Source organism: Micromonospora sp. ATCC 39149 (genome assembly GCF_000158815.1).
GTDB lineage: Bacteria > Actinomycetota > Actinomycetes > Mycobacteriales > Micromonosporaceae > Micromonospora.
The window spans coordinates 575,932-587,965 of sequence record NZ_GG657738.1; the positions used below are offsets into that span (position 1 = coordinate 575,932).

The 12,034-nt window shown below is 74.6% G+C and carries 11 protein-coding genes and 1 pseudogene; 9 read left to right on the forward strand and 3 right to left on the reverse strand.

All coding sequences use genetic code 11. The features are described from left to right. Nucleotides 1-75 precede the first annotated feature (75 nt). A complete protein-coding gene (locus tag MCAG_RS34320) occupies nt 76-804 on the reverse strand; it encodes a hypothetical protein (RefSeq protein WP_007071394.1) in 729 nt (242 codons plus the stop codon). A 536-nt stretch (nt 805-1,340) separates the two neighbouring features. Here MCAG_RS34320 and MCAG_RS02400 point away from each other — a divergent pair. The 9 genes from MCAG_RS02400 to MCAG_RS02440 all read left to right on the forward strand — a co-directional run bounded on the left by MCAG_RS02400 (nt 1,341) and on the right by MCAG_RS02440 (nt 10,443). Then, nucleotides 1,341-2,729 carry a DegT/DnrJ/EryC1/StrS aminotransferase family protein gene (locus tag MCAG_RS02400; protein WP_007071395.1) on the forward strand — a complete coding sequence of 463 codons (1,389 nt, stop codon included), beginning with the start codon at nt 1,341-1,343 and terminating at the stop codon, nt 2,727-2,729. Continuing rightward, nucleotides 2,726-3,916, forward strand: a complete 1,191-nt coding sequence (locus tag MCAG_RS02405) for an MFS transporter (RefSeq protein ID WP_007071396.1) — start codon at nt 2,726-2,728, stop codon at nt 3,914-3,916. The genes MCAG_RS02400 and MCAG_RS02405 overlap by 4 nt, the downstream gene beginning before the upstream one ends. Then, nucleotides 3,913-4,860, forward strand: coding sequence for a sulfotransferase (locus MCAG_RS02410; RefSeq protein WP_007071397.1), 948 nt, complete (start codon nt 3,913-3,915; stop codon nt 4,858-4,860). Before MCAG_RS02405 ends, MCAG_RS02410 begins: the two co-directional genes overlap by 4 nt. A 5-nt stretch (nt 4,861-4,865) precedes the next feature. Then, nucleotides 4,866-5,693, forward strand: coding sequence for an SDR family NAD(P)-dependent oxidoreductase (locus MCAG_RS02415; RefSeq protein WP_007071398.1), 828 nt, complete (start codon nt 4,866-4,868; stop codon nt 5,691-5,693). Between the two features lie 73 nt (nt 5,694-5,766). Beyond that, complete coding sequence (locus tag MCAG_RS02420; RefSeq protein WP_007071399.1) at nt 5,767-6,612, forward strand: class I SAM-dependent methyltransferase; 846 nt, start codon at nt 5,767-5,769, stop codon at nt 6,610-6,612. 31 nt (nt 6,613-6,643) lie between these two features. Continuing rightward, complete coding sequence (locus MCAG_RS02425; RefSeq protein ID WP_036372007.1) at nt 6,644-7,519, forward strand: family 3 encapsulin nanocompartment shell protein; 876 nt, start codon at nt 6,644-6,646, stop codon at nt 7,517-7,519. 10 nt (nt 7,520-7,529) lie between these two features. Next, nucleotides 7,530-8,837, forward strand: coding sequence for an FAD-binding oxidoreductase (locus MCAG_RS02430; RefSeq protein WP_007071401.1), 1,308 nt, complete (start codon nt 7,530-7,532; stop codon nt 8,835-8,837). Further along, complete coding sequence (locus MCAG_RS02435; RefSeq protein WP_007071402.1) at nt 8,834-9,556, forward strand: aspartate/glutamate racemase family protein; 723 nt, start codon at nt 8,834-8,836, stop codon at nt 9,554-9,556. The genes MCAG_RS02430 and MCAG_RS02435 overlap by 4 nt, the downstream gene beginning before the upstream one ends. Nucleotides 9,557-9,735: 179 nt before the next feature. Then, the gene (locus MCAG_RS02440) at nt 9,736-10,443 is read left to right on the forward strand and encodes a MerR family transcriptional regulator (protein ID WP_007071403.1); all 708 of its coding nucleotides are present in this window, start codon (nt 9,736-9,738) and stop codon (nt 10,441-10,443) included. Nucleotides 10,444-10,514: 71 nt separating this feature from the next. On the opposite strand, the pseudogene MCAG_RS02445 reads toward MCAG_RS02440, so the two are convergent. Both MCAG_RS02445 and ribA read right to left on the reverse strand, forming a co-directional pair. Then, a pseudogene (locus MCAG_RS02445) lies at nt 10,515-11,173 on the reverse strand (RibD family protein). 107 nt (nt 11,174-11,280) lie between these two features. Beyond that, nucleotides 11,281-11,934, reverse strand: a complete 654-nt coding sequence (gene ribA / locus MCAG_RS02450) for a GTP cyclohydrolase II (protein ID WP_036372012.1) — start codon at nt 11,932-11,934, stop codon at nt 11,281-11,283. Between the last annotated feature and the right edge of the window lie 100 nt (nt 11,935-12,034).

A 12,034-nucleotide genomic window follows, 5' to 3' on the forward strand; every position in this document is an offset into this window, starting at 1 on the left:
GACACATGGTAGCTACGGGGTAACCAAGCCGCATCCTTCGTCGGGCGACCGGTTCGCGATTGCCGGAGGGCCGAATCAGCCGGGTGGAAGGTGGTCGCGAAGCGCGGCGAACTGGGTGACCGTGAGGTACGAGGGGTTGGCCGCCTGCGGCTGACGGAACACCTCCAGGCCGCCCAGCCGCGCGTCGGCGCGCAACCGCTGCCGGGGCACCCGGTCCGCCTCGGCGAGGACCGTCAGGTCCAGCGGCACGGACCACCCGCCGTCGGCGTCGGCGACCGGCGGGGCGAGGATCCGGCCCACGCCCCAGACCCCGTACGGCAGCCGGGACCGGCTGCCGCTGGCCCAGAGCACCACCGGCTGGCCGGGACGCATCAGCCGGGACCGGTAGCCGGGGCGTACGCACCAGCTCGTGACCCGTGGGTCGCGCCGGAACCGGGCGGCGAGGTCGCTCCGGTCGGCATTGCCCTTGACCAGCCACGCCCCCAGGTCGTCGAGGCTCACCCGCCGCTCGCTCACCCCGGCATTGTGCCCGCGCCGCCGGGTCCGTCTGCTCTCCGGCTCGGATGTCGGCGAGGTGACGGTGTCCCGCTCCCAGCTACCGCGTAGGCCCACGTCGAGCCCGTGCAACGTCAGGATGTTGGTCAGGGCGAAGACGTTGCGGGCGTCGTCGTCGACCACCAGGACCTTGCGGCCGACGAGCCCGGCGCCGAAGTCCGCCCGGGGCGTGGCGGCCCGGACAGGTAGCCGTGCGTCTGGGCGGGCGCAGCCGAGCCGTATCCACCACCCCGGCCCCGGCCCCACCATTCCCCGAGGTCACGCCGCCGGGGCAATCCATTCGACGACCGCATGGACGCCTATCCGGTTCCGCTCGGACAACACGCCATTGACGGCTGTTGATCGTCTTTGCGCGCAACCGCCGACTCAAAAGACTGCCCATCCGATAGGGAATCGGAATTTCAGGATGAACATTACGACCGCCACGCGAGCCGCCGCGCCACCCTGACCGAGGGTGACCACCGCCAGGGTCGACAGAAATCGTCCGCCCAGCTCAGCGCCACGTCGACCAGCCTGGGCCCCACGGACGACAACCTTCGGTCACCGGGTTCGGCCTCGGCGACCGGACGGAGCTCACCGGACGCCCGATCACGGGTTGACGGGCCGCACCCCCGAGGCAATCATAGCTGTCACTGGGTTGCGGTTATCGCGATTCCGGATCGACGGCTTTTCCCACGTCAGCGGGGCTATTCGTGCGGTCCGCGTAACGCGTGTCGGCCACCGTTCCGCGGGCCCTTGGAAAAGGCCACCGGAACACCCGTCAGGAACGAGCGAGGAGTCCGCCGGTGAACGGGAACGACGAAGCTCCCGCGCAGCCCCGGCCACTGCCGGCGGCGCGCCCTGATCGACCGGAGGACCGCCTCGCCCTGCACGGCGGCGCGCCCGTCCGGCGTACCCCCTGGCCCACGTACGACAAGGGCGCCGTCTTCGTCCACCCCGAGGACGAGGAGGCCGCCTGCCGGGCCGTGCGCAGCCACCTCTACTTCCGGTACGACCACCGTCCCCAGCACGAGACCGAGTGCGGCCGGTTCGAGGACGAACTGTGCCGCTTCTTCGGCACTCGGCACGCCCTCGCCGTGTCCAGCGGCACCGCCGCCCTGGCCCTGGCCATCATGGCGGCGCGGGTGCCCCCGGGCTCCCTGGTGGCCTGCCCCGGGTTCACGTTCGTCGCCACGCCGAGCGCGATCGTCATGGCCGGCTGCCAGCCGTTCCTGGTGGAGGTCGACGAGGACCTGCGGATGGACCTCGACGACCTGCGCCGCCGCTGGCACCCGGGGATCGGGGCGATCCTCGTGGTGCACATGCGCGGCTTCGCCGCCGACGCCGAGGCCCTCGCCGGGTTCGCCGCCGAGATGGGCGTGCCGCTGATCGAGGACGCGGTGCCCGCCCTCGGCGCGGAACTGGACGGCCGCAAGCTCGGCACGTTCGGCATCGCCGGGGCGTTCAGCACCCAGTCGGACAAGGCGCTCAACTGCGGCGAGGGCGGCTTCCTGGTCACCGACCACACGGAACTGTTCGCCCGCGCGGTGGCGCTGTCCGGGGCGTACGAGGGGCGGCTGCGGCGGCACTTCCCCGACGGCGAGCCACCGCTGACCGGCCTGGACCTGCCCCTGCTCAGCCTGCGCATGGACGAGATCCGGGCGGCGCTGCTGCGCGCCGAGATGACCCGGCTGCCGCAGCGGTTGCGGCTGTTCCACCGCAACTACGGGCACGTCGCCGCCGCGCTGGCCGACCTGCCGGGCATCGCGATCCGCCGGCCGGTCGCCCCGGGCGCGTACCTCGGGGAGGCGTTCGTGTTCCGGGTCCCCGGCGGCGACGCCGGCTGGTTCGCCCGCGCGCTGTGCCGGGAGGGCATCGACGCGCGCAACATCGGCGCCGACGACGACCTCAACGTCCGCGCGTTCTGGAACTGGCGGTTCGTGTACGACACCGACGACGTCGACGCGATCCGGGCGATGCTGCCGCGCACCACCGGTTACCTGCGCGAGGCGGTGGACGTGCCGTTGTCGTCCAACCTGACCCTGGACGACTGCGACGACCTGGTGCGGGCCGTACGCAAGGTGGCCGCCGCCGCGCCCCCGCCGACCGGCACCACGCCCCCGCCGAACGCCGCCGCGCCGCCGGCCGGCACCACGTCGGCACCGGTCGGCGCGGGGGAGCCGGCGGGCCGATGACGCAGACCGCCACCCGCGCCGTGCCGCGCCTGGCCCTGGTCGGCATCTTCGGCGGACTGTTCGCCGGCTACCTGGGCCTCACTGCCGTGATCCCGGTGCTGCCCGGGTACCTGCGCGACCGGCACGACGCCGGGGACCTGGTCGTCGGGCTGGTCGTCACGGTCACGGCCGTGACCGCGCTGCTCGTGCGGCCGGTGGCCGGCGCGCTGGCCGACCGGTACGGCCACCGCGCCGTGATGCTCACCGGCGCGCTCGTCGTGGGCCTCGGCGGGCTGCTCTACCTCCTGCCGCTCGCGGTGCCGGTGCTGGTCGCGGTGCGGCTGCTGCTCGGCGCGGGCGAGGCGGCCCTGTTCACCGCCGGGGCGGTGTGGACGGTGGCCCTGGCCCCGCACCACCGCCGGGGCCAGCTCATCGGCCTGTACGGGGTGAGCATGTGGGGCGGCATCTCCGCCGGCACGTTCCTCGGCGCCACCCTGCAACAGGTCTCCTACCCCGCCGTCTGGGCGCTCGCCTCCGCCGCTCCCCTGCTGGCCGCCGCCCTGATCGCCCTGGTCCCGGTGCCTCGCCGGGAGGCCGGGGCCGCCCCGGCCAAGGGCGGGGGCGGGCTGCTGCTGCGCCCGGCGCTGCTGCCCGGCACCGCGCTCGCCCTCGGCGCCGCCGGGTACGCCGGCCTCGCCGCGTTCGTCGTGCTGCACCTGGACGCGCGCGGGATCGGCTCCGGCGTGCTGGTGCTGAGCTGCTTCAGCGCCGTGTACGCCGGCACCCGCCTGGTCATCGGGCACCTGCCCGACAGGCTGGGCCCCCGCCGGGTGGCGGCCTGGTCCGCCGCCGGCGAGGCGGTCGGCCTGACGATCGTGGCCCTCGCGCCGAACCTGCCCGTCGCCGTGGCCGGCGGGGTGGTCACCGGCGTCGGTTTCTCGCTGCTGCACCCGTCGCTGGCGCTGATGGTGATGAACCGGGCCGACCCGGGCCGGCAGGGGGCGGCGATCGGGGCGTACACCTCGTTCTGGGACCTGGGGCTGGCGGTGTGGGGGCCGGTGACCGGCCTGGTCGCGGCGCGGTTCGACTATCCCGCCGTGTTCGGCGTCGGCGCGGCCTGCGCCGTCGCGGCGGCGGCCACGGCGGCGTGGATCGGCCGCCCGGCGGCCGGCCCCGGCGGCGAACGGACGGAGGCCCGCGCGGCATGAGCGACCTGACGGTCCTGTGCGTCACCGGTTGGTGCCGCAACGGCAGCACCATCATCGGCAACGTCCTCAACGAGGTGCCCGGCTTCTTCCACGTCGGCGAGCTGCACTTCCTGTGGAAGAACTCCACCGGCCGCGGCGTCAACGACCGGTGCGGCTGCGGCCTGGCGCTGACGGCCTGCGACGTCTGGTCGCGGGTGCTGCCCGTCGGGCGGCCCGCCGGCACGTCGCCCGACGCGCACGCCGAGGAGGTGATCCGCCGCCAGCGCTCGCGGGTCCGCACCCGGCACACCTGGCGGGTGCTGCACCGGGGCCTGTACGACGCCGAGATCCGCGCCCACGCCGAGCTGATGGGCCGGGTCTACCGGGCGATCGCCGAACGCACCGGCGCGCACACCATCGTGGACACCACGAAGATCCCCGGAGAGGCGGCGCTGCTGCCGTACCTGCCCGGAATCACCCCGTACTACGTGCACCTGGTCCGCGACCCGCGCGCCGTGGCGCACTCCTGGCGGGAGCCGAAGCAATACGTGTACGCGATGTCGGCGGCGCGCAGCACCGCGTACTGGCACGGGTTCAACCTGGCCTCGGCGGCGATCACCCGGCGGCACCCGCAGCGGTCGACGCTGCTGCGCTACGAGTCGTTCACCGCCGACCCGGCCGGCACCGTCGACGCGCTGCTGCGGCTGTGCGGGGCCGACCCGGCAGGCAACCCGGTGCGCGGGCGGACCGTCGAGCTGGGCACGAACCACACGGTGACCGGCAACCCGGACCGGTTCCGCACCGGGCCGACCGTGATCCGCGACAGCGACGACTCCTGGCGGCGCACCCTGTCGACCGCCGACCGGCTGGCCGCGACGGCGCTGGCCCAGCCCCTGTTCGCCCGCTACGGCTACCGGTCGGCCCGGTCCGGGGCGGCCCGGACGTCACCGACCAGCGGGAGGTAGCAGAAGTGGATCTCGGGCTCAAAGGACGGGTGGCGCTCGTCGCGGGCGGGTCCAGCGGCATCGGGCTGGCCTGCGCGAAGGAGTTCGCCGCCGAGGGCGCGCACGTGGCGATCTGCGGCCGGGACCAGGACCGGCTCGCCGCCGCCGAGCGGGAACTGGCCGGGGTGGCCACCGGCCGGGTCAGCGCCACCGCCGTGGACGTCACCGACGCCGACGCGGCCCGCCGTTGGGTTGACGGGGTGGCCGCCGACCTCGGCGGGGCGCACGTCCTGCTGGCCAGCGGCGGCAGCCCGCCGGTCGGTCCGGCCGCGCTGTTCGAGGCCGCCGACTACCAGGCCGCCGTCGACCGGGTGCTGCTGCCGGCGGTCGGGCTGGCCCTCGGGGCGCTGCCGCACCTGCGCGCCGCCGGCTGGGGACGGCTGATCTTCGTCGCCTCGGAGACCGCCGCCGTGCCGATCGCCCCGCTGGTGCTGTCCGGGGTGACCCGGGCCGCCCTGGTCCGCTTCGCCCAGGGCCTCGCCGTCGACGTGGCCCGCGACCAGATCACCGTCAACGTGCTCGCCCCCGGCTCGGTGCGCACCCCGCCGATGGAGCGGGCCGCCGCCCGGCTCGCCGGCGACGGCGACGTCGAGAAGCAGCTCGCCGCCATGGGCCACCACAGCGCGCTGGGCCGGCTGGCCCGCCCCGAGGAGGTCGCCGCCGTGGCCGCGTTCCTGGCCAGCGAGCGGGCCTCGTTCGTCACCGCCGGGGTGCACCTGGTCGACGGCGGCGCGAGCGCCACCGGCCCGGACCTGCCGCACCTCACCGGCGTCCGCAGGGACACCTACGCCTGATCCCTCCACCGTCCCCCTCCCCCATCCGGCGGCGGCCGACCCCGGCCGGCGGCACAGCACGAAGGAGTGCGCGATGTCCACGACCAGCCCCACGTTCACCGAGCGGGACGTCTCCGAGTTCTTCGACCAGACCACCCAGACGTACCTCAGCTTCTGGGACAGCGAGGGCGTGCTGCACACCGGCTACTTCGCCGACGACGCCGACACCGACTACCACGCCGCCGCCGACCGGACCTCCGACCTGCTGGCCGCCGAGGCGGGCATCGACGCCGGATCGACGGTGCTCGACGTCGGCTGCGGTTGCGGCAACTTCCTGCTCCGGCTCGCCGGGCAGACCGGCTGCCGGGGCGAGGGGCTGGACCTGAGCATCGAGCGGATCCGGTTCGCCCAGGCCAAGCTCGCCGAGCGGGGCACGCCGGGGGTCACCTTCCGGCACGGCTCGGCCACCGCCATGCCGTACACCCCCGGCGGCTTCAGCCACGTGGTCAGCCAGGACGCGCTGTTCCTGGTGCCGGACAAGCCGCGCAGCCACGCCGAGATGCACCGGGTGCTCGCCCCCGGCGGGATCCTCGCGATCACCGACTTCCTCCAGCCCACCACCGAGATCGGCGACGCCGCCCGCCGGCACGTCTACGACCGGGTGCGCTGGAGTGGCGGCTACTCCCTCGACGGGTACACCGAGGCGCTCACCACCGCCGGTTTCGAGGTGCTGACCGCCCGCAGCCTCGACACCCACATCCGGCAGACGTACCGGGTGCTCGGCGAGACCGCCCGGCAGCGGGCCGCCACCACCGACGACCCGGCCGCCCGGGAGTGGATCCTCGGCTTCGCCGCGTCCTGCGGCGAGATCCAGGCCGCCATCGACCGGGGCGAGTTCGGCTGGGGCATGTTCGTCGCCCGCAAGCCCGCCGCGCAGTGACGACCCGACCCGACCAGGAGGTGTGAGCCCGATGCAACGAACCGACGTCATCAAGCGCACGATCGCCGAGGTCGTCGAGGACCGGAAGAAGCAGCTCTCGCCGGGGCAGGTCTTCGTCGACGCCTTCGCCGAGCGGGGCTTCGACACCCGCGTCGACTACGACGTCACCATCACCGACTCGCTGACCAGTTCCCGGCGCAAGCCGCGCTACCCGTCGCGGAACATGCTGAAGGTGGTGGACCTGTCCCGCGACCCGCAGGAGTTCTACTGGCACGAGAGCCCCGCCCGCCCGGACGACCCGGCCGTCGACGGCGCGGACCTGCGGCGGGAGGCGGCCAACCACTTCCACCGCTCCCCGATCCCGCCGCTTTACACCACCAAGGCGTGGGTGCAGGTGCCGGACGGGCTGTGGGAAGACCCGACCAGCTTCGCGGAGTTCATCAACTACCGGCTCGTGGTGCGGCTCGCCACCGCCGAGAACGTCACCATCCTGCGCGGCGAGGGCGGCCTGCTGACCATGCCGGACATCGCCCGGCTCACCGACGCGGGCCCGTTCGGCTCCACCATCCTGTCGGCCTGCAACGAGGTGGAGCAGAACGGCAGCACCGCCGACGGCCTGATCATCAACCCGGCGGACTACTACCGGCTGCTCGGCTCCGGCACGCTGATGCGCGACGTCGAGGAGAACGGCGTGTTCATCGTCCGGACCCGGCTGGTCGACCCGGGCACCGCGATCGTCGGCGACTTCGGCCACGGCGCGCTGCTGTTCGACGCCGGCCGGTCGATGATCTCCTTCGCCGAGCCGCCGCCCGGCACGTTCGCCGAGCCCGGGGTGGCACTGACCGCCGAGATCTACGAACGGGTGGTGCTCAACCTGCCCACCTGCTTCTTCGTGGTCAGCCTCTAGGCCGCCCACGATGTCGACGCCCACGCCGCGCCCACCCGGCGACGAACCCGACGTGCTGGTCGTCGGCGCGGGCGTCGTCGGCCTGTTCTGCGCCTGGTTCCTGGCCCGCGCCGGCCACCGGGTCACCGTCGTCGACCGGGGCGAGGTCGGCGACCCGGCGGCCTGCTCGTCGGGGAACACCGGCTTCGTCGGCACGCAGGGCTCCGCGCCGCTGGCCGAGCCCGGCGTGCCGGCCAAGGGGCTGCGCTACCTGCTGAACCCGGAGAGCCCGTTCCACGTCCGGCCCCGCCTCGACGCGGCCCTGCTCGCCTGGCTGTGGCACTTCCGCCGGCGCTGCACCGAGCACGACGCCCGGGCGGCGTTCGACGTCCTGCTCACCCTCAAGCAGCGCAGCCTCGCCATCCTGCACGAGGTGTGCGCGGCGGGCCCGCTCGCCGACACCCTCACCGCACAGGGGATGCTGCTGGCCTGCAAGACCCCGGAGGGCTTCGCGGCGGCCCGCGCCTCGGTGCCGGCGGCCGTGGCCAGGGGCGTGCCGCTGCGGGTGCTCGACCCCGGCGAACTGGCCGCCCTCGAACCGGGCGTCGAGTTCGACGTCGCCGGGGCGCTGCTCAACGCCGAGGGGGCCGCGCTGCGCATCCCCACGTTCCTGGTCGCGTTCGCCGACGCGCTGCGGGCCGCCGGGGTGGACATCCGCACCCAGACGGAGGTACGCGACTTCGAGGTGGCTGGCGACCGGGTGCGGGCCGTGCGCACCAGCGGCGGCGACCTGCGCCCCGCCGAGGTGGTGATCGCCGCCGGGGTCTGGTCGGTCGCCTGCGCCCGCCGGCTCGGCGTCGACCTGATGCTCCAGCCCGCCAAGGGGTACGCGGTGACCATCGCCGCCGGTGAGCACCCGCCCCGGCTGCCGATCCTGCTCAGCGAGGGCAAGGTGGCCGTCATGCCGCTGGGCGACCGGCTGCGGCTGGCCGGCACCCTGGAGCTGGTCGGGATGGACACCGGCGTCTCGCCGCGCCGCATCGACGGCATCGTGCGCACCGTCCGGTCGTACCTGCCGGGGCTGGACACCGACCGACGGGTGCAGGTGTGGAGCGGGCTGCGTCCCTGCACGCCGGACAGCCTGCCGCTGATCGGCCGCGCCGGGACGTACCGGAACGTGTGCGTCGCCACCGGGCACGGCCACATCGGGATGGGCCTGGCCCCGGCCGGCGGCCGGCTGGTCGCCCAACTCGTCGGCGGCGAACGCCCGGAGTTGGACCTCGCTGGATTCGCCGTGGACCGCTGGCGGCGCCGCTCGTCTCCCTGGAGGACCCGATGACCGACGCCCCGATCGGCGTGCTGTGCCTGGACACCTCCTTCGAGAAGATCCCCGGGCACATCCGCAACCCGGCCACCTTCGACTTTCCCGTCGTCTACCGGGTGGTCGAGGGGGCCACGCCGCAACGGCTGGTCCGGGAGGCCGACCCGACGCTGTTGGAGCCGTTCGTCGCGGCGGCGCGGGACCTGGAGGCCGCCGGGGTCGCCGGGATCACCGGCGCGTGCGGGTTCCTGGTGCTGTTCCAGGCCGAGCTGGCCGCCGCCGTGTCGGTGCCGCTGTGGTCGTCCAGCCTGCTCCAACTCCCGATGGCGCACCGGACGGTCGGCCGGCCGGTCGGGCTGCTCGTCGCCGACGAAGCCGCGCTCACCCCGCGCCACCTCGCCGCGATCGGCGCGGAACAGGTGCCGGTGCGGGTGACCGGGATGGCCGGCCAGCCGGAGTTCCGCGAGGTGATGCTGGAGGGCCGCCGCGACGCCCTCGACGCCGACCGGCTCGAACGGGAGGTGCTCGACCGGGTAGAGCGGCTCGCCGAGGCGCATCCGGACCTCGGGGCGTTGGTGATCGAGTGCACCGACCTGGTGCCGTTCGCGCACACCATCCAGGCCCGGCTCGGCCTGCCTGTGTTCGACATCGTCACGCTCACGGACATGCTGCACGCCACGCTCACCCGCCGCCCGTACCGGGCCCGGGTGACGAGGTTCGGTGGTAGGCGAGTGTGACAGTGCTGAGCGCGGGCGGCTACGCCAAGTTTCCTCGAAGCCGGCCCCAGGTCATCGGCCCCGGGCGTTGAGAGTCGGAGAACGAGCCGTGGGCCTCTGCCGTATGTTCGTACCTCGGGTGAGGGTGTGGCTGGCAGCCGGGCGGTGCTGCCAGTGCTGAGTATCCAGCGGGAGGACAGGTGGGGAGGAGTTCCTACCGGCCGGCCGACCTCGCGCGGGAGCACGGCATCTCGACGCAGTCCGTCCGCAACTACGAGCGCGACGGGGTGCTGCCCCCGGCCCGGCGCACGCCCAGCGGCTACCGCGTCTACACGACCGCACACGCCAGCGCGCTCCGTGCCTACCTGGCGCTGATCCCGGCGCACGGATACGCCACCAGCGGCGAGATCATGCGCGCCGTCAACGCCGGTGACATGGACACCGCGCTGCGGGCGATCGACCGCAGCCACGCCCAGCTACTACGCGACCGCGAGACGCTCGACGCCGTCGAAGTGGCCGTGGGCCTGCTCACGGGGCCACCAGCGGCGAGCCGACCCGACCGTCCGCTGGCGATCGGGGGCCTCTCCCGCCGGATCGGCGTGACGTCGGCGGCCCTGCGCAAGTGGGAGCGGGCCGGCGTCCTCGCGCCGCGCCGGAGCTCCGCCACCGGCTACCGGCTGTACTCAGCCGACGACGTCCGCGACGCCGAACTGGCCCATCTGCTCCGGCGCGGCGGCTACCGGCTGGACCACATCGCCACGGTCGTGCGGCAGATCCGCGACGCGGCCGGCACCGAACCGCTGGCCGCGTCCCTGGACAACTGGCGGCGGCGGCTCGCCGACCGGGGCCGGGCCATGCTCACCGCCGCCGTGCGACTCGCGGAGCACGTGTCCCCACCGGACGACTGACGGCGCGGCGCGCGGCCAGCGCCCGGGCCTGTGCACCGAGTCGGATCGGGCCCGCCGCGCGGCGGGCCGGATCAGGCGTCGGGGCAGCGACCGGAGAGCGCGTAGCGCAGCAGGACGACGTCGCCGATCTGGCGGACCTCCGCGAGGCCGGCGCGGCGGCCGGGGTGCCACGGGAACCGGCCCTCGCCGGGGAAGCGGAATCGCGCGGCGGTCGCCCGACGAAGAACGGGGCGACCACCAGGTGCAGCTCGTCGGCGAGGCCCGCGCCGAGGAACAGGGTGTGCACGGCCGCCCCGCCCTCCACCATGAGCCGGCGCACCCCCCGGGCGGCGAGGTCGGCCAGCACCCGGCGGGGGCCGACCGGGTCGCCGCCGTCGGCGACCGTGGCCAGTGCGCCGAGCCGGTGCCGGGTCTCCGCCAGCACCGACGTGGCGCAGTAGACGATCCGGTCTGCGTCGCCGACGGTGAAGAACCGGGCCGCCGGGTCGAGGTCACCGCTTCCGGTGACGGTCACCTTCGTCGGCGACGACGGCAGGCCCCGAGCGGCCCGCTCCCGCCGGCGCTCCGGTGAGCGGATCACCAGGCGCGGGTCGTCGGCCCGGACGGTAGCCGCGCCGACGAGGATCGCGTCGCAGCTGGCCCGCACGGCGTCGACCCGGTCCAGGTCCGCCTCGTTGGACAGCAGCAGCCGCTGGTCGGTGGCGTCGTCGATGTAGCCGTCGATGGACATGGCGCAGCTGAGCAGCACGTACGGCCGCTCCGGCGGCGGTCGCCCGCCGGGCGCTGCGGTGGCTTCGGGCCCGGGCACCGGTCCGGCGTCCGGCGGGGTCAGGGCGGTCACCGGACGAACGGAAGGTCGATGGTGTGGGCGGCCCGGTCCACCTTGGCCGCGAGGTACCCGGCGTTGGCCGCGGACAGGTGCAGCCCGGTGGGCACCCGCTCGGCCACCTCGACGCCGAGCCGGCGTAGCTGCTCGGCCTTGTCCGGGTTGTTGCTGAGCAGGGCCACCCGGTCGGCGCCCAGAGCCACCAGCATCTGCGCGGCGACGGTGTAGTCCCGCTCGTCCGCGCCCCGGCCCAGCGCCTCGTTCGCCTCGTAGGTGTCCATCCCGGCGTCCTGTAGGGCGTACGCGTCGAGCTTGGCGTACAGGCCGATGCCGCGTCCCTCCTGGCGCAGGTAGAGCAGGAGCCCACCGGCGTCGGCGATCCGCTCGACCGCCTCGCGCAGTTGCGGCCCGCAGTCGCACCGCTGGCTGCCGAACACGTCCCCGGTCAGGCACTCGCTGTGCGGGCGGACCAGCGGGGGCGGCCCGCCGCCGGCGGCCCGGTCCAGCGCGACCGACCAGTCGCCGAGCCCGAACGCGAGGTGTTCCCGGCCGTCGACGAGGCCGTGGAACGAGAACACCCGGGCGGTGGTGGTGTAGCCGTCGGGGAAGCGTAGCGGCACCGGCACCTCGGTACGGATGGTCGCGACGGGCAGTGCTCCGGACATCGATCTCCTTCGTCGGACGGTCAACCGCTCACTCCGGTGCGCGACGCCCACCAGGCGGTGCGGGCGGTGACACCGGGGGCCGCAGGCACGGCGGCCCCGG